Origin of the sequence: Yersinia artesiana, from assembly GCF_902726545.1 — a bacterium.
In the GTDB taxonomy this organism is placed as follows: Bacteria; Pseudomonadota; Gammaproteobacteria; order Enterobacterales; family Enterobacteriaceae; genus Yersinia; species Yersinia artesiana.
Window position 1 is genome coordinate 1 of the sequence record NZ_CACVAD010000072.1, and the last position, 18710, is coordinate 18710.

The following is an 18710-nucleotide window of genomic DNA, read 5'->3' on the forward strand; positions in this document are numbered from 1 at the left end:
TAAATATATTTTAATTTTCATAGATTCACGAAAAGTAACATCGAAGAAGTGAGGGGCCGGGTCAAAAACAGCAAATTAGCAGTCCTGCTTTACGAGGGCTGTATTGCGCAAAGGCCGTTACTGGAATACCTACGACGACACGAATAATAATGACTATCATTCTCTTCCGAGAGTGGTAAATTATGGCTAAGAATTCACATTCCCAATAAATTAAAAAAATATTATTGGTAACACTTATTTGTATATTCCCCCCAGATAAGGGGGAGTTTAAATCGAAAGAGAAAATGCCATTATGTCCTTTTATATCAAATACATTCAGCATAAATCATGGCGTTCGATATTGCCGGGCCTGGGCTTTTTGAGCCTCATTTTCTGCTTGTCCGGTTGTAACCCCAGCGACGACACCACCAGTGAGCAAGCCCCCTCATCAAGTAGCCAAAACGCAACCACATGGACTCGCACCGTAGAAACGGCGAAAGGCCCGGTGACACTGACGCAGCAACCAATGCGAATTGTCTCCACCAGCATCACGATCACCGGCACCTTACTGGCGATCAATGCACCGGTCATTGCCAGTGGGGCGACCGCACCCAATACCAACGTTGCCGATAATCAAGGTTTCTTTACCCAATGGTCAGAGGTTGCCCAAGCTAAAAAACTGGTACCGATATACCAGACGGAACCAAATGCAGAAGCCGTCGCGGGAATGAATCCAGATTTAATTATTATTTCTGCCACTGGCGGAGATTCGGCGTTGAAGTTGTATGAGCAGTTGTCGGTTATCGCCCCCACATTGGTGATTAATTATGATGACAAAAGTTGGCAAGAGCTGGCGGTTTTGCTTGGGCAGGCGACAGGGCATGAGGCCGATGCGCAACAAGTCATTGCAACATTCACTCATCGACTCAATGAGGTAAAGCAGAACATTACGCTGCCACCACAACCCACCTCAGCCTTTGTCTATCAAGCGGCAGACAGTACCGCCAATTTGTGGACTGAAAATTCAGCGCAGGGAAAATTATTGCAGGAGTTGGGCTTCACACTGGCGCAGGTTCCTGATGCAGTGAAGGGCAACACCAGTATGGGTCACCGCAAAGACATTGTTCAACTGGGTGGAGAGAAGTTGGCCGAGGGCCTGAATGGCGAGACTATTTTACTGTTTTCCGGCGATCAGCCAGCGATAAGCGCATTGAAAAGTAATAAGTTTTTAGCTCACACCCCCGCCATTGAACACAATCGAGTGTATGCAGCGGGTTATGATACCTTCCGGTTGGATTACTACAGTGCGAGTAAATTGTTAGCACGGCTTGAGGAAATGTTTAAGGCAAAGTCTTAATCATCTTAAAGCAGGGCGATAAAGAGAATATTAATCTTACTTAGCATGGGGTTTTACCCATGCATTCTCATAATAAGTCGTGTTAACATATATTAGAAAATAATAATGATAATCAAAACGATAACTATTTATAAACAATAAGCATTTGTTAAAAAGAGTGACAATGCCAGCGACTGCTCCCCCAAACCAATTTTCATCAAAGCGGCTCAAACCTGCCCCTGCTCTCGGTAAATGCACGCCACCGCGCCGTGGGCTTTGGCTACTAACCAGCATTGTTATATTGATGCTAGTGATGGCCGCCAGCTTGATGCTCGGTGCCAAAGCCATCCCATTTTCAGTGGTCTGGCAAAGTTTACTGGGCGAACACAGCAATGCTGACAGCGTTTTAATTCTGGAGTCGCGCCTGCCCCGTACCTTAATTGGTGTACTCGCCGGTGCTGCCTTGGGGTTATCAGGTGCCGTCATTCAAGCACTGACCCGTAACCCACTGGCTGATCCGGGAATTTTGGGGGTCAATGCTGGGGCCAGTTTTGCCGTAGTAATAGGTATTACTGTTTTTGGCGTGCATGCCATTCACGGCTATATGCTGTCGGCCTTTATCGGCGCGATGATCGCCACACTGGTGGTGTATTGGGTGGGAACTCAGGGTGGCGGGCGAGTTGACCCTTTGCGTCTGACACTCTCTGGCGTGGCGATCGGGGCAGTATTACTGGGGATCTCGACTGGCATTTCACTGACACATCCACAGGTCTACGATCGGGTTCGCTTCTGGCAAGCAGGCTCGCTGGATATCCGTGATATGTCGGTAGTGGCGGCTGTCGCGCCCGCTATTCTGCTCGGCGGCGTGATTGCCTTGCTATTGGCGCGCCCCCTCAATGCCATGCACATGGGGGAAGATTTAGCCGCCGCAATTGGCGCACGCATTGCCCAAACCCAATTTTGGGCCGTGGTGACAGTGACCTTGCTGTGTGGTGCGGCTACCGCCGCTGTTGGTCCGATCGCCTTTGTCGGCCTGATGGTGCCACATATTGCCCGCTGGATTGTCGGGCCGAATCAATGCTGGGTCCTCCCTTTCACCTTGGTGATGACCCCCATTTTGCTATTAGTTTCAGATATTGTGGGGCGCTTTTTGGTTCCCGGTGAATTACGGGTTTCCATCGTGACAGCATTCATTGGCGCGCCTTTATTGATCTGGCTGGTACGCCGTAATAAGAGGATGACTGCACTATGAAACCCGCCACTCCGCCGTGGCTATTTGGCCGCCCTGATGGCCCCATCAATCTGCGCATCCAGCCCCGTAGCTTGATGGTCGGCGGGTTGCTGCTATTGGCCTGCTTGCTGGCGGCGATGCTGGCATTAATGGTCGGTACATTACCGCTCACTCCGGGGCAAGTATTTGAAGCCTTATTCGGCCATGCCAGTGGTGCGGCGAATATTATCGTCAATCAATGGCGTTTACCGCGAGCAATGATGGCGTTGATTTTCGGGGCCGCACTGGGGATCAGTGGTGCCATATTTCAGTCTCTGGTACGTAACCCCTTGGGTAGCCCCGATATTATCGGCTTTAATGCTGGCGCTTATACCGGCGCATTGGTGGCGATCACTCTGTTCAATGGCAACTACTTTGAGATTGCCAGTAGTGCGCTGGCAGGCGGATTGCTGTCTGCTATCGCGGTGTATCTGTTGGCCTACCGGCAGGGGATTCAGGGCTTTCGGCTGATTATTGTCGGTATTGCCATGGGCGCAATGTTAACCGCATTTAATACCTGGCTGACTATCACCGCTTCATTGGAAGCCGCCATCACTGCCGCCGCATGGGGAGCCGGTTCTCTCAATGGTTTGACGTGGGCAAAGGGCCTGCCATCAGTGATGTTTATTGTCATTGCCGCCGTGGTGGCTATGTTACTGAGCCGCCGTATGCCGCTGCTGGAAATGGGCGATGATGCGGCGGGCGCTTTAGGTGTTCCAGTCGAAAAAACTCGTTTGGGCCTGATGGCTATTGGTGTCATTTTGATGGCAGCGGTTACTGCGGCGGCAGGGCCGATTTCCTTTATTGCCCTAGCCGCACCGCAAATCGCCAAACGCCTGTCTGGCGCATCATCAGTGACATTGACCGCTTCTGCATTAATGGGAGCACTGTTATTGATTGCCGCTGATTTGTGCGCCCAACACCTGTTTTCACCTAATCAATTACCCGTCGGTGTTGTGACTATCAGCATCGGTGGTCTGTATCTTATTTGGCTTTTAATCCGCGAGTCTCGACGATCATGAGTAATGCTAGTTCCACCACTTCACCGACCCCTCGCTTGCGGGCCGAAGCGCTAACTTTGGGTTATGACGGCAAGATAATCAGCGAAAACTTGAGTGTCGCCATTCCTGATGGTGAGTTTACGGTTATCGTCGGCCCCAACGCCTGTGGTAAATCGACACTGCTGCGCGCCTTGAGTCGCTTACTGAAACCGCAGGCAGGTCAGGTGATTTTGGATGGTAAAAATATTGCCAGCCTTGATACCCGGCATGTTGCGCGCCATTTGGGCTTATTGCCACAAAGCTCGCAAGCACCGGACGGGATCAGTGTGCTGGATCTGGTGGCGCGTGGCCGTTACCCCCACCAGAAATTATTGCAGCAATGGACACAGGCTGATAAGCAGGCAGTCAGCGATGCCATGCAGGCCACGGGTGTCAGTGAACTGGCAGACAGGTCAGTGGATGCTTTATCAGGCGGGCAACGCCAGCGGGTTTGGATAGCTATGGTGCTGGCTCAGCAAACACCATTACTGTTATTGGATGAGCCAACCACCTATCTGGATATCGCCCATCAGATTGATTTGCTTGAATTGTTTAGCAATCTTAATCAACAGCATAACCATACCCTGGTTGCTGTGCTGCATGACCTGAATCATGCCTGCCGCTATGCCACCCATATTATCGCCATGCGCGATGGAAAGATTGTCACCCAAGGTAAACCACGCGATGTGATCACCGCAGATCTGGTGGAGCATGTCTTTGGTATGCCCTGTTTGATCATTGATGATCCGGTGTCGCATACCCCTCTGGTTATTCCAAAGGGGAGGTTTGAGGTGTGATTTAGGATTCGGTTTTAATGAGCGAGCAAGCGGTGTAATCCATCAATCAAACCACCGCGCCAGCACAGCGAATCATGCCCACCGCTATAAACCCGATAATGTAATCGATGCCCCGCCTGACGCAGTGCCTCACTCATGGCCTCATTGACCTGATAAATCACAGTTTCATGACGGCCCGCTTCCATAAAAATATCCAATGGATGGTCATTACCCAGCCCCTGGCAAACCTGTTCAGTCAGCCAGCCTTGACACTCGGCACTCCTGGCAGTCAGAGCCTTGCTGTCAACATCCGGCCACCAGAAGGAACCGGACTGACTCAGCACACAACCAAAACGCTGCGGCCAATGTAATCCGGCATATAGCGAAGCCAACCCACCAAAACTTTGCCCTGCCACCACGGTGCGCGCGGCTTGCTCAGTAAAAGGTTGTAGCACAGCCACTTGCGGCAATAATTCTGTTTGTAGCGCCAGCCAGAAATCCTGATTGCAAGGTAACTCCACTGAGCGATGGGGCTGGTCAATAATGTCAATCAGCACATACACACTGGCGGGCAAATGTCCGGCGTAAGTTTCGTTATCCAGTACACCGAATATTGGTTGCCGATTTGCCCAATACTGCCCATCAAGCAAGATAACCAATGGCCGCTCGGCATTTTCTACCGCGCCATCTGTGTGGTAAACCCACACATTGCGGCTGTTACCGAGCAACTCGCTATGCCAGGTAATCAGTTGCAGCCGTTGCGGATCAGCTGGCAGTTGCTGGCCTGCATCAATCGGTTGCCAGGCTGGCTGAGGGATGGCATCAGCTAAATGCACCGCAGAAAGTGCTCTTCCGCGATAGCTGTCATGGGGAGCGGTATGATTGAACGGATCGTTTTGTGCCAAATCCATCAAGGCGATCCACCAATTGCGCTGCGCCTGTCGGCGTTCTTGTGGCGTTCCCTCAGGTAAATTCAGGCAATGTTCCGCAGTAACCGGCATAAAACTGTAGCTGCCACGGAAATCAGATTCCACTTCAGCCTGCCAATACCAAACGTTGGTTTGGCCCAGGCGCTGTAGGGTTTCAGGATGAGCACTGTGATGGTCTGTCACGCCGTTGACATCAATGTAGACGCGACTATAAGCAGGATCACCCGCCTTGGCTACCGGCTCCCGCCAAAGAAACGTCAGTCTGACTTTATCCGCAGATATCGGCTCCACCAGCGGCGTTCCCCACTGTGCAATCTGCTGCCACCAGGATTCACTACCGGCTAAAGGATCTGCTAGCAAACGCTGGCTATCAGGATGTTCATTTGTTGTGCCCACACTCAATCCTCTTGATTTCATTGCCCAAGTCTATTCGGCACCCCATCGCGCCAATCTATGCCCGCAAGCGGCCAACTTAAATATATTTATATGAGCACAAAGAATATTGAGAAGCATTATTACTTACAATGACATATTGCGCATTCACTCTGAGGTGTCGCTTATTTGGGGTGAAGGCCATTATTTAAAGAAACGTAAATTTTTCCCTCAATCCGCAGCATTTTTATGATTGATTTGAAAATAAATCGAATATATTCAGCCAACTAACCTTTCAGCAACCTTTCATTCTATTTAGCGTAACCGGACAAAACCATTCTAAAAACAGTGGGATAATCCTATACTCGCTGACAGCAATATTTCATTGGGGTAAACATGCCAGCATTTAAAGGAATATCACAGCTTATGCACCGGATGCGCGCCTGTAAAAAGCGCCTGTGCGGTATGCTGCTGATTACCTGCTGGTTTTTCCTGAATACCCAACTGGCGATAGCTGGCCATCAGTGTGATATTGCCCCTGCCGACTCGCCGGTCTTTAGTCAGCATCAAGGGCATTTACAATCAGATCCGATGCAACACATGTTGTCGGCAATGGAAATGTCTCATGGTCAGGCGCAAAACTCCCTGTGTGAAAAGCATTGCATTCCTGATTCAGTTCAATCTGACAGCGGGATGCTGGTACTGGCAGCTTTGCCGACCCACACGGAATTAGTGTTAGCGGATGTACAGCAAGCCCCACGCATTCACCGCCTCGACTGGCATATGCCGCCCATTGTCGGGCCACCCACCGAAATCGCGCTCTGCCGCTTTAGAGAATAGATCCAGACAGATTTAACCACATTATTCACGCGTCTTGCGTGCTGTGCTTATTTTATGTTTTGGAGCTATTCCTATGAGTGCTTTATTTAACGCCGTATCCACCACTGTTACCACTTTAGTTTGCGCTGTTGTTTTTTTCTCCGCCCCGCTGTTGGCCGCCACCCCATCAATGACAGAAAGTATGCCGATGTCCCATGACCATGGGGCAATGATGGCTGATACCACCACGACCCATACCAATGACTATCACTCTGGTGGGCAAATAAAAGCCTGGAATGCCAACAGCGTATCCATCGCCCACAGTGCCATTCCGGCCCTAAACTGGCCGCCAATGTCCATGTCCTTTGACCTGCCGGATAACCTTGCTGCAACCCCAATCCCAGTAGGCACTCAGGTCACATTTAGCTTCCGCCAGACTGAACAGGGCTATCAGCTCACCGCCATTAGCGCACAGCAACCGTAAGGCGGGAGCCATCATGAACCACTTATTGAATCACCCACTGCCGGTGCGGCCTGCGGCTGTGTTGCGCTTGGGATTGACCCACCTGCTGCTGCTGGCTGCGACATTCAGTTTACCCGCCCTGAGCCACGCGGCAGATATCACTCTGGATCAGGCGCTGGTTTCCGCAGAGCGCTACTCTGCCGAGCTATCAGCCAATCAGCATCAGGTTAATGCGCTGGAAAACATGGCCAGTTCTGCCACCCAACTGTCTGATCCTAAATTGAAATTTGGTATCGAAAACCTGCCAGTGGGGGGCAGCAATGCCCGCCGTTTTACCCGCGAGGGCATGACCATGCAGCGGATCGGCATCATGCAGGATTATGTCAGCAGTGATAAACGGCAAAGAAAAGCCGATACCCTCAGTGCCGAAGCGCGTAAAACCGCAGCGGGCAGCGAAACCATCCGTACCCGATTACAAAAGGAAACCGCGCAAGCCTGGCTGGATCTGGCGCTCACCGAGCAGGCCGCCAGTGATGCCAGGGTGTTAGTGCGGGAGAGCGAAAAACAGGTAGCACTGCAACGAGCCGGAGTTGCCAGCGGTGGCGCATTACCCAGCAGTGTGTTGGATGCGCGCCTGACCCTGGCGGCGATGCAAGATAGATTAACCACCGCACAACGCGACGTAACTTTGGCGCAGACCCAACTGACCCAGTTAACCGGCATTGAAGTTCAGCATGTCAATGGCCCGTTGCCCAAGTTCTCCCACCTGCCGGCGGATATCACCGTATTGCGAGACACCATCAATCAGCATCCGGAAATCTTGCTCGCCAGCCGCGAAGCGGAGGTTGCTAAAGCGCGTTCGGCGCAATCAGCCATTGCGGCCATACCGGATGTCGGTATTGAAGTTTATTACGCCAAACGCGCAGAAGAGTATGAGGATATGGCGGGGGTGATGGTAACCGTCGATCTGCCGCTATTTCGCTCGCAACGTCAGGATAAAGACTATGCCGCGGATGTCTCGCGCACCATGGAAGCCAACGACCAGCTCACCTTACTGACCCGTGACCATCGGGCGCAGCTCGACACGCTGCTGGCGCAATATCAGGCCACACAGCAGTTATGGCAGCGACAGGTTAACGATGTTTTACCGCTGCAAAAACAACGTGTTGATTTGATGATGGCACAGTATCAAGCCAATAAAAGCGATTTAAGTAGTGTACTGGAAGCCCGGCGCGCCCTGCTCGATAGCCAGCTCAACACCAGCAATGCCGCCAGAGAGTTAGCCCGTATCTGGGCTGCTATCCGTTATCTGACCCCGCAGGAGAGCGTGCGATGAAAAAGTATTTTAGCCTGACGTTAGTGGCCGTCGCCGTCATCAGTGGCATCGCGGGTTATCTGCTCGGAAAACCGGCATCACATGCCACATCAACCGCCGCGGCAAACCCCGAAGTCGCTGCAGAAAACAGCCGCACGGTGTTGTATTGGTACGATCCGATGTCCCCCGGTCAACGCTTTGATAAACCGGGGAAATCACCCTTTATGGATATGGAACTGGTGCCGCGCTATGCCGGTGAAACCCTGGAAGATGGCGGTATCACGATAAGCGCCCGCCAACAGCAAAATTTAGGGGTACGCACCGCGCCGGCAGAAATGCGCACACTCAACTATCGCCTTACTGGCTACGGCACCGTGGCAACAGATGAGCGCAGTGTACAAGTCATCGCTGCCCGCGCTAACGGCATTATCGAGCAATTATATGTGCGCGCAAATCAGCAACTGGTGACAAAAAATCAGCCCTTGGCGCAGTTATGGGTTCCCGACTGGAGTGCCGCCCAGCAAGAGTATTTGGCTATCCGCAAATTGGGGGACGGCGCATTGACTGCGGCGGCACGCCAGCGGCTACAACTGCAATTTATGCCGGAAGAGGTGATTCGCAGTGTCGAAAAAAGTGGCCAGCCACAAACTCGGGTGACACTGCGCTCCCCTGCCAATGGCTATGTCAATAAACTGGATATCCGTGCCGGTTCGCAAGTCACAGCAACGCAATCCCTGTTTGAGTTAGCCAGCCTCGATCCAGTGTGGATCGTGGTGGATTATCCGCAATCGCAAGCCAGTTTAGTTCGGATCGGCAGTGAGATTAGTGCTACTACGGCCAGTTGGCCGGGTGAATCCTTCCACGGCAAAGTCAGTGAGTTATTGCCTAATATGGATCTCGCAACCCGCACTCTGAAAGCGCGTATCACCTTGGAAAACCCACAACAACAGCTCAAACCGGGTATGTACCTGAATGTGCAATCGACACAAACAGATACCCTTGAACCAGTGCTGGTCATTCCACAGGAAGCCTTATTGATGACGGGCAGCCGCAACACCGTGTTGTTGGCAGAAGGAAATGGTCACTTTAAGCCGGTTGAAGTCAGTGCCGGGCAAACTCAGGATGGTTGGGTAGAAATCAAATCGGGGCTGAGTCATGGTCAGTTAGTGGTGACCTCCGGGCAATTCCTGATTGATTCAGAAGCCAGCTTGCAAAGTGCCCTGCCGCAAATGGCTGACACCCCAGAACCCCTGGTGCCAGCCGCTGATAACACCGCACCAGCGCCGGTCAATATTTACTCGGTACAAGGGGAGGTCAATGCAATTGATGGCTCAACAATCACGCTTTCGCATGGCCCGATAGCCGCCTTGAAATGGGGCGCGATGACGATGGATTTCCTGCTGCCACCGGGCAAACTATCAGCGGATATCCACGTCGGCAGTAAAGTCAATTTCACCTTTACCTTGACTGAGCAAGGCGCACAGATCCGTCAGATCCAACCGGTAAAAACCAATAGCAGCACGGATATTCATGGGAGCCACTTATGATTGCCGCCATTATCCGCTGGTCGTTGCGCAACCGGCTGTTGGTGCTGCTGGGCGCAGTAATGATGGCTGCCTGGGGGATTTGGTCACTGCAACACACCCCGCTGGATGCATTGCCAGACTTATCGGACACGCAAGTGATCATTCGCGTCAGTTACCCTGGCAAAGCCCCACAAGTAGTGGAGGATCAGGTCACTTATCCGCTGACTACCACCATGTTGTCGGTGCCCGGCGCTAAAACTGTGCGCGGTTTTTCCATGTTCGGCGATGCCTATGTCTATGTTTTATTTGATGATGGCACCGATCCTTACTGGGCGCGTTCCAGGGTGCTGGAGTACCTCAGCCAAGTGCAATCCACCCTGCCCGCCGAGGCCAAAGCGGCACTGGGGCCAGACGCCACTGGCGTCGGCTGGATTTATGAATATGCATTAATTGATAGAACCGGCAAACACAGCCTGGCCGATTTACGCGCGTTGCAGGATTGGACACTGAAGTTTGAGTTGAAAACGGTACCCAATGTGTCGGAAGTTGCCAGTGTCGGCGGCATGGTACGCCAATATCAGGTGATTCTTGATCCGGAAAGGATGCGTGCGCTGAATCTATCTCATCAGCAAATCGCCAGCGCCATTGCCGACAGTAATCAGGAAGGCGGTGGCTCAGTGCTGGAAATGGGGGCTGCCGAATATATGGTGCGCGCCAGCGGCTACCTGAAAACACCGGATGATTTTAGAAATATTGTGATTACCGCCCGTGATGGCATTCCTATTTTACTGTCTGATGTTGCCAGCGTGCGCATGGGGCCAGAAATGCGGCGCGGCGTGGCAGAATTGAACGGTGAAGGGGAAGTCGCTGGCGGCATCATTGTGATGCGCTACGGCAAAAATGCCCTGGAAACCATCAACGGTGTGAAAGATAAGCTACAACAGATTCAGCGCAGCTTGCCCGCCGGAGTGGAAATTGTGCCGGTTTATGACCGCTCACACTTGATTACTCAGGCCATCGACAGTTTGTCATTTAAGTTGTTGGAAGAGTTTTTAGTAGTCGCGGTTATCTGCTCGCTGTTTTTGTTCCACTTCCGTTCCGCGCTGGTCGCCATCATCACCCTGCCGCTGGGTATTCTTGGTGCCTTTATTGTTATGCACTATCAAGGGGTTAATGCCAATATCATGTCGCTGGGTGGCATCGCCATAGCCATTGGTGCCATGGTGGATGCGGCGATCGTCATGATCGAAAACATGCACAAAGTGTTGGAGCAATGGCGGCGCGATCACCCAGGTCAAACGCCAGTCAGCCAGGATTATTGGCGCATTTCAGAACAAGCGGCCATTGAAGTCGGCCCGGCTCTGTTTTGCAGTTTATTGATTATCACTTTGTCATTCATTCCGGTCTTTACCCTACAGGCGCAGGAGGGGCGGATGTTTTCCCCACTGGCCTTTACGAAAACCTATGCCATGGCGGTTTCTGCCGGTTTAGCGATAACCTTGGTGCCGGTATTAATGGGGTATTTTATTCGCGGGAAAATTCCTGACGAAAATGCGAATCCGATTAACCGCTGGCTCATCGCCCTTTATCACCCGGTATTGACCGCGGTGCTGGAGCGGCCCAAAACTACCCTGGCCGTCGCAGGGGTGTTATTGCTGGCAACCTTATACCCACTAAGCCGCTTGGGCAGCGAGTTTATGCCCGCTTTGGATGAAGGCGATTTACTGTATATGCCCTCAACCTTACCGGGAATTTCAGTGCGAGAAGCCAGCCATTTACTGCAACAAACGGATCGTTTAATCAAAACAGTACCCGAAGTGGCTACCGTGTTTGGTAAAGCCGGACGTGCAGAAACAGCCACCGATCCCGCGCCACTCACTATGATCGAAACCACCATTCGGTTTAAACCCAAAAATCAATGGCGGCCGGGCATGACCATGGATAAGTTGATCGAGGAACTGGATGCCACAGTCAATGTTCCCGGTATTGCCAATTTATGGGTGCCACCAATCCGCAATCGACTGGACATGCTATCTACCGGGATCAAAAGCCCGGTGGGGATCAAAGTGAACGGCAAAAATGTGCAGCAAATTGAGCAGGTGGCACAGCAGATTGAGCAGGTGGTACGTAAAGTGCCGGGCGTGACCTCAGCGCTATCTGAACGGCTGGCCGGTGGCCGCTATGTGGATATCGACATCGATCGCAAACGAGCCGCCCGCTATGGTGTTTCGGTCAAAGAGCTGCAATCGTTGGTGGAAACCGTGATTGGCGGGCAAAACATCGGTGAAACTATTGAAGGCCGCGAACGCTATCCCATCAATCTGCGTTATCCACGGGAAATTCGTGATTCACTACAGAAATTACGCGACTTACCGGTTGTCACCGCCAGTGGCGGGCAAGTGGCATTATCTGAACTGGCGGATATTAAAGTGACAGAAGGCCCGCCGATGCTGAAAAGTGAAAATGCGCGTTTATCCGATTGGGTTTATGTCGATCTGCGTGGTCGGGATTTAAAATCAGCCGTCACAGATATGCAGCAGGCCGTCGCTCAGCAAGTCAAACTGCCGGAGGGCGTCTCACTCAGTTGGTCTGGGCAATTTGAATATCTGGAGCGGGCAACAGCGAAATTGAAAATTGTCCTACCGGTTACCTTGACTATCATTTTCGTGCTGCTGTATGTGACTTTCAGCAGTGTCCGTGATGCCGCTTTGATTATGGCAACCCTGCCGTTTGCCTTGATTGGCGGGGTCTGGTTGCTCTATGGGCTGGGCTATAACTTTTCCGTTGCCGCCGCCGTCGGCTTTATTGCGTTGGCGGGGGTAGCGGCAGAGTTCGGCGTGATCATGGTGCTGTATCTCAATCAGGCAGTGAAAAAACATCAACGGCCCGGTATACCGATGACGGCCAAAGAAATGAGTGCTGCCATTCACGAAGGCGCGGTATTGCGAGTTCGACCCAAAGCCATGACCGTTGCCACGATTATGGCCGGCTTGCTACCCATAATGTGGGGAGGGGGGACGGGATCAGAAGTTATGCAGCGTATCGCCGCCCCGATGATCGGTGGGATGGTGAGCGCACCATTGCTTTCCATGCTGGTTATTCCGGCGGTGTATATGTTGCTACATAAAAAAGACAGCAAACGACACTAAATCTCAAAAGTATTACCATAGCCCTGCGTTCTGCTTTGCTGGACTCAGGGCTTTCTTATTGATTCCTCATAACTTCTCAGCCCGTCCAGTACGACGAAAGGTTAAGTTAACCCGGTATGCTCCCGTTGCGGGAGAAAATCCTGCTTTAATCGGCAATACACCGTGATAATTCAAACGAGATGGCCCACCCCACACCACCACATCACCTTCGCTCAATAAAACTCTCTGACATTTAGCCTCGCGGGATGCACCGCCAAATTGAAATACCGCTGGCAGACCCAACGAAATGGAGACAATGGGTTGGCGTAAATCCAACTCATCTTTATCCTGATGCAAGGATAACTTAGCCCCCACCTCATAACGATTTATCAAACAGGCATCGGGCTGAAAATCCACAAAACCAGCTTGTTGCGCCGCAGCAACCGCCAACGACATAAAACTTTGCGGCATGGCGGGCCAGCGCAATTCTGTTAACGGATCAATCGAGCTGTAGCGGTAACCCCGAGCATCGCAGACCCATCCTAACGCACCACAATTACTCATGGCGACCGACATCCGGTAGCCACCTGGGGTAATTAAATGTCGAAAGGGAGCCACAGAGGTAATAGTTGTGATCTCAGCCAACAGCGAGGGTGCCTGCTCTTGGGCAAAATGATGTAAAACAAAAGCTCCAGGAGCTAACTCTTCAACCCAAGGTTCATTGGGTAACTGAGAAAACAGATCCATGGTCATTATGGCCTCACTGTACCTCAAACTGTTGCAGCACTAAGACAGATACAGTCTACTCCAACCTTCGGTTTAACTTAGCGCTATTTCACTCTTTATCTACTTGCAATGTCATTATAGGGAAAATAAATATTATATTTAATATATTGAGATTTAAAAATTGAAGAATTCATCAATAATACAGAAGAGTTGTGCGAAAATCACAATCAAGGGATAAATAGAAAATAATAAACAAATAATAAATCGTGATAATTAATGATAATAAATAGCATAGCCATGCTAAATATCTTCTTGTTAATCACAATTACATCATGCAAGAATACGTCGGATCATTATTTAAATACATTTAAGAATTAAAATAAAAATAGACAAACAGCAAATTAAAAACCATTAAAACCGTAATGACATGGTACAACTACTACTTTCACGCACACAATATCAAAGAGAAATACTCACTTAGCATAAATCTTATTAACGCAAGGTGAGATGAGATCTTAAAGCAATCAAAATAAATATACACCTTATACAGGATAGGTAGCTGCCAAAATGGAGACAAATGAGATTGTGTTTAAATTAGAAGGAACGGTGCTATTTTCTCCCGCACAACGCTGTTTAAATGGCCCTAATGGTTTAGTCGTCATGTTAACTGAAAATAATCTTAGATTTTTACAGCTGTTGCTTAATGGAGTCACTGAAAAAGAACAGATTATCAATCAAGTATGGAAAGAACAGCGTGGGGCTGTCAGTGAAAGTAGTTATTATGGGCAACTCTATATGTTACGTAAGGCATTTATTCAGGTTGGGCTGAAAGAATCCCTTATTCATACTATTCCGCGCAAAGGAGTTCGCTATACCGGTTCAGTGAGCCAGATAACGGTTTCCAAAGACCCTGAAAAACAGCATGACAATAATGATATACAACAGATAGCTATTCTCCCTGCCCCCCCTCAGCTAGACATACGCTCTTTACCATCGGAGAGTGTCATTCCACAGACTCTTCAACCAGCCAGCAAACAGAATTTTTTGCAAAGTTACCGCTGGAAAAAATTGATTTCATTACTCGCATTTTTTTCTTTTTGCTGGCTCTCATTTCTCTCAGTTTTAGTCATTATTATCTTACTCAGTGGTGGTAAACCAAATCCTTAATGCTTCAGCTAAAATAAATATAATTTATGAAGATCAAATAATGGTAAAAAAAGGATTTTCCACCAGAAAAAATATTTAATAGCTACCACTACGAACGAGGTGATTATGAAAATATCAATTCGGGTAGTAGCGATATACCTACTCAATTCTTATTTTAAAAAATCGGGAAGATTCCCAACAAGGAAAGTAAAATCATGATGAATTTAATGACCAAAGGCTATGTAGCAACACAGGTTAATGTACAAGAATTTCTGAAGAACAATCGAGGTTCTATTATTGAATACGTTATGGTTATTGCTTTGGCAGGTGTCCTTATTGCTGCAGCCAAAAAACCACTAACAGATATGACGGAAAAATTGGTCACAGATACTCAAACAGCAGTCCTTACCCCAGCGAAGTAATTTAAAATTACTCGATAATAGTATGGCAGCCTCAGGTTGCCATACTAGTCACATTCAACGCAGGACGAGTAGTGAATATATTACAGATATCGTTAACCACATTTTTAGTATTGCAATTACTGATAATCTGCTATAGCGATATTCGCCACCGTGTTATCAGTAATAAATGGGTGATAATAGTTGCTCTCAATACGTTGGTACTAAGTTTAATTAGATACAATACGGTTAACCTCGTTACCCCTTTATTAGCATTGTTACTGGGCTATATTATCTTTCATTTCAAACTTATTGGGGGTGGTGATGTTAAATTAATAACCGTATTGCTGATTATATTGAATACAGAGCAATCGTTTAATTTTATTCTCTATACGGCAATTATGGGCGGAGTTGTAATGATAATAGGTATGCTGTTTAACCGAGCGGATATTCAACAGAGAGGAGTTCCTTATGCTGTGGCGATTTCTGCTGGCTTCTTAATATCTTTTTTTTCCTAAATGACAATTGCATCGCTTCAGATAACGCAGGGCTATTATTATGAATCGAAAATTTATTTTATTACTCTCCCTACTTATTATTGCGATAGGTATCACCGGTATACTGATGGGATCTGAAGATGATAAAAAAATATTGAACAAGCTCACTACAACAAGCAATGAAAAAAAAGTCACTATTGTTTTAGCACAAGCTACCAGTGATTTACTTCCAGGCACCCTCTTAAGTCATACAGATTATGCTGTAGAAAAAATCAAGGTTCCAGAGTCAAGCGAACTAATAAAAAATGATATATCAGAAGTTTCAAACATTAACAGTTATTTATTAAAAACGAATATACTCTCTGGCTCCTATATCACAAGAGACATGCTAGTCTCACCAGAAAGTGATGAATTTAATCATCTAAGTTTGCAGAAAGGCGAGGTTATCTATAAATTCCATATAAAACAAAAGGATGATTATTTACTGGATACACTGAGTATTGGCAATATGCTTGCTCTTCAGTTGATAACTCTTGAGACAGATAAAAACAAAGGGATGGAACATGGCACCGCTATTAATACAAAAGAAATAAATGATAGAAAAAAACAAAGTTATTCATTGAACAAAATAATACCCAACATGAAGGTAGTAAGGATAAAAAAGTACTCGAGCAGTGAATTATCAGAAAAAAACACCAAGAATCAAAAGACTGAAGATACATTAGTAGGTTATATTTCCGTCATAATAAAAACAGAGGACATTGAAATTATACATATAGCTGAAAAATCTGGTGATGTATTACTAACACTAACCGATAACAATAATGATGACAAAAGTACATCAATAAATTTATATGACATTATCCCTAAACTACGTACAACGAGAGAGCTAAGAGGATGAAAACACTGAGGCCAGGCTATATAAGTATAAACTGGAAAATATTGTTTTTTCTGTCCATTATTATAGCCTGGCAGGCATTGGTGAATAAAGTACATGCTAAACCAGTTTATTTAGCCACTGGCGAATCATATATCCTTAATACACAGGATGAAATAGATACCGTCTTTGTTTCTGCGGCAGCTGTAGCAGATTATGAACTTATTGGTAAAAATAGCGTTATTGTTTACGCAAAAAAGGAAGGGATAGCAGAATTTATTTTGTTCGATCAAAACAACAAACCAATTTTGAAATCCAAAGTTTTTGTCAATAACATCATTACTACTGCACATAAGCGAGTACAACTCGAATATCCAGACAGTAACATAGAGATTAATAAAATAGGTGATAGTTATGTGCTAACAGGCATAGCAGAATCAGAGGAAGCTAAAGACACTATTACCACTATTATTGGTGAGTCTATTGGCAGCAAAAGAAGAGGAAACGACGAAAACCAACCGACGGATACATTTGATTATCCAGGCATAATCAATAAAATAAAATTACCTCAATCCAACCAGGTAAATGTAAAGCTCACTATCGCCGAAGTCACAAAAGATTTTACTGAAAATGTTGGGGTAAACTGGAGCACCGTAGGTGATTCCGTTGGTTCTTTCCAATTCTTTAAATTCAATGCAAAAGGAATTAGTACATTAGTTCATGCTATTAACGATAACGCAATTGCTCGCGTTTTAGCAGAACCCAATCTATCGGTATTATCAGGCGAGAGTGCCTCTTTTTTGGTTGGTGGCGAAATACCTATTGTAAGTACCACACAAAATAGTAGAGAAGTCAGTTACAAAGAATTTGGGATAAAATTAAATATTGGTGCGAAAGTTAATGATAAAAAACGTATTCGGATTATTTTAAATGAAGAAGTTAGCAGCATAGGGAAGACATTTAATATTACAGGTGGGGATTCCTACCCTACCTTAAGAACACGTAAAGCAGCAACGACATTAGAGCTGGGGGATGGTGAAAGTTTCATTTTAGGCGGACTGATCAGCAATACGGAGAGAGAATCACTGAAAAAAATCCCACTGATTGGCGATATCCCCATATTAGGTGCATTTTTCCGCAATGCACAAACAGAACAAAATCAAACTGAATTGATAGTGATCGCGACAGTAAATCTGGTAAACCCTGTCTCCGAAAAAGATGTTGAGTTGCCTAATTTCATGCATACCTCAACTCTAGAGCGTTTTTTTAATTTTACCTCTATCAAGGAAGAAAAAAGAGAAAAAATAGCCAGAGAATTTCTGCGCAAAGGAGGTTTTATTAAATGAGGTTAATTATAAAAGGTAGAGCAATGCTATTTATAATTATAGAACAAGAATCAACCACTATTAATGGTGACGTATGCAGCTGATTTTAAATAAAGATTTAATCAATAAAAATGACAGTAAAACAAAAAATGCCATTGTCATTATTTCCAACAGAAGCTGGCTGATAGAGAAGGTCTCTGAAAAAATAAGACTAGCTGACATGAAGAATATTAAAGAGATAAATAAGGATATCTTTACTGCCCAATCAATATCTTTACCTGAACAAACTATTGGTACAATAGTTGATATCGGCAATGATAGCAATATAGAAAATATAGTAGATTTAATAAAAAAACATACACCACGAGATTGTTGGTGTGTATTAGTCGGAGATATTGACTCAATCAGTATTGCACAACAATTTACTGAGCGAGGAATACGATATTTAAATGTTCAGTCACAGTCGGCTGAACTAACGCAGCTATTACTAAAAGGCATTCAAATAGAAACCGAAAGGAAAGCCTTCTTTATTAGTGTACTTGGTTGTAAAGGAGGTATAGGCACTACGCTACTCAGTTATCATTTAGCACATGAAATCACGCAAATAAAAAAATCGTTCACTTTATTATTGCAAGGTAATCAAGGATCTCAAGATCTTGATCTGGTGACAGAAAAAAAAATGAATACAGAAGTTACTGAATATAATAAAAACTTGGATCTTATGTTATGTAAAGAGAAGAAATTAAGCGAAATAGATAGTCAAACCAAACAAAAACACAATTTTATAA

17 protein-coding genes are annotated in these 18710 nt (G+C 47.1%); 15 read left to right on the forward strand and 2 right to left on the reverse strand.

Going from position 1 to position 18710, the window contains the following annotated elements; all coding sequences use genetic code 11:
* The first annotated feature begins 292 nt into the window (after positions 1–292).
* The 4 genes from fepB (at position 293) to HU019_RS18585 (ending at position 4422) form a co-directional block, all read left to right on the forward strand.
* Positions 293–1336 carry a Fe2+-enterobactin ABC transporter substrate-binding protein gene (fepB, locus tag HU019_RS18570; protein WP_174848876.1) on the forward strand — a complete coding sequence of 348 codons (1044 nt, stop codon included), beginning with the start codon at positions 293–295 and terminating at the stop codon, positions 1334–1336.
* 163 nt (positions 1337–1499) lie between these two features.
* Positions 1500–2567 (forward strand): Fe(3+)-siderophore ABC transporter permease, encoded by a 1068-nt coding sequence (gene fepD, locus HU019_RS18575; RefSeq protein ID WP_174848874.1) that lies wholly within the window; start codon positions 1500–1502, stop codon positions 2565–2567.
* Entirely contained in the window at positions 2564–3607 is a 1044-nt protein-coding gene (gene fepG, locus HU019_RS18580; protein WP_174848873.1) for an iron-enterobactin ABC transporter permease, read from the forward strand. The genes fepD and fepG overlap by 4 nt, the downstream gene beginning before the upstream one ends.
* Entirely contained in the window at positions 3604–4422 is an 819-nt protein-coding gene (locus HU019_RS18585) for an ABC transporter ATP-binding protein (protein ID WP_174848871.1), read from the forward strand. The genes fepG and HU019_RS18585 overlap by 4 nt, the downstream gene beginning before the upstream one ends.
* 14 nt (positions 4423–4436) lie before the next feature.
* Here the strand turns inward: HU019_RS18585 and fes are convergent, their stop codons facing one another.
* Positions 4437–5726, reverse strand: coding sequence for an enterochelin esterase (gene fes, locus HU019_RS18590; RefSeq protein WP_174848869.1), 1290 nt, complete (start codon positions 5724–5726; stop codon positions 4437–4439).
* 402 nt (positions 5727–6128) lie between these two features.
* On the opposite strand from fes, the gene HU019_RS18595 reads away from it, so the two are divergent.
* The 5 genes from HU019_RS18595 to HU019_RS18615 all read left to right on the forward strand — a co-directional run bounded on the left by HU019_RS18595 (position 6129) and on the right by HU019_RS18615 (position 12974).
* A complete protein-coding gene (locus tag HU019_RS18595; protein WP_174848895.1) occupies positions 6129–6542 on the forward strand; it encodes a hypothetical protein in 414 nt (137 codons plus the stop codon).
* 73 nt (positions 6543–6615) lie between these two features.
* Positions 6616–7005, forward strand: coding sequence for a copper-binding protein (locus HU019_RS18600; RefSeq protein ID WP_174848867.1), 390 nt, complete (start codon positions 6616–6618; stop codon positions 7003–7005).
* 13 nt (positions 7006–7018) lie between these two features.
* Complete coding sequence (locus HU019_RS18605) at positions 7019–8320, forward strand: TolC family protein (protein WP_174848866.1); 1302 nt, start codon at positions 7019–7021, stop codon at positions 8318–8320.
* Complete coding sequence (locus HU019_RS18610) at positions 8317–9846, forward strand: efflux RND transporter periplasmic adaptor subunit (RefSeq protein WP_174848864.1); 1530 nt, start codon at positions 8317–8319, stop codon at positions 9844–9846. The genes HU019_RS18605 and HU019_RS18610 overlap by 4 nt, the downstream gene beginning before the upstream one ends.
* Entirely contained in the window at positions 9843–12974 is a 3132-nt protein-coding gene (locus tag HU019_RS18615) for an efflux RND transporter permease subunit (protein ID WP_174848862.1), read from the forward strand. Before HU019_RS18610 ends, HU019_RS18615 begins: the two co-directional genes overlap by 4 nt.
* Positions 12975–13040: 66 nt before the next feature.
* Here the strand turns inward: HU019_RS18615 and alkB are convergent, their stop codons facing one another.
* Positions 13041–13706, reverse strand: coding sequence for a DNA oxidative demethylase AlkB (gene alkB, locus HU019_RS18620; RefSeq protein WP_174848860.1), 666 nt, complete (start codon positions 13704–13706; stop codon positions 13041–13043).
* Positions 13707–14246: 540 nt separating this feature from the next.
* Here alkB and HU019_RS18625 point away from each other — a divergent pair.
* The 6 genes from HU019_RS18625 to HU019_RS18650 all read left to right on the forward strand — a co-directional run.
* A complete protein-coding gene (locus tag HU019_RS18625; RefSeq protein WP_174848858.1) occupies positions 14247–14846 on the forward strand; it encodes a winged helix-turn-helix domain-containing protein in 600 nt (199 codons plus the stop codon).
* A 194-nt stretch (positions 14847–15040) separates the two neighbouring features.
* Positions 15041–15247, forward strand: coding sequence for a pilus assembly protein (locus HU019_RS18630; RefSeq protein ID WP_174848857.1), 207 nt, complete (start codon positions 15041–15043; stop codon positions 15245–15247).
* Between the two features lie 71 nt (positions 15248–15318).
* Entirely contained in the window at positions 15319–15741 is a 423-nt protein-coding gene (locus HU019_RS18635) for an A24 family peptidase (RefSeq protein ID WP_174848855.1), read from the forward strand.
* Between the two features lie 40 nt (positions 15742–15781).
* Entirely contained in the window at positions 15782–16621 is an 840-nt protein-coding gene (locus tag HU019_RS18640; protein ID WP_174848853.1) for a tight adherance operon protein, read from the forward strand.
* A 131-nt stretch (positions 16622–16752) separates the two neighbouring features.
* On the forward strand, positions 16753–17943 hold the full coding sequence (locus HU019_RS18645; RefSeq protein WP_408068574.1) for a type II and III secretion system protein family protein: 1191 nt from the start codon (positions 16753–16755) through the stop codon (positions 17941–17943).
* Positions 17944–18016: 73 nt separating this feature from the next.
* The coding region (locus HU019_RS18650; protein ID WP_174850513.1) for a pilus assembly protein CpaE at positions 18017–18710 on the forward strand (694 nt) is incomplete at its 3' end.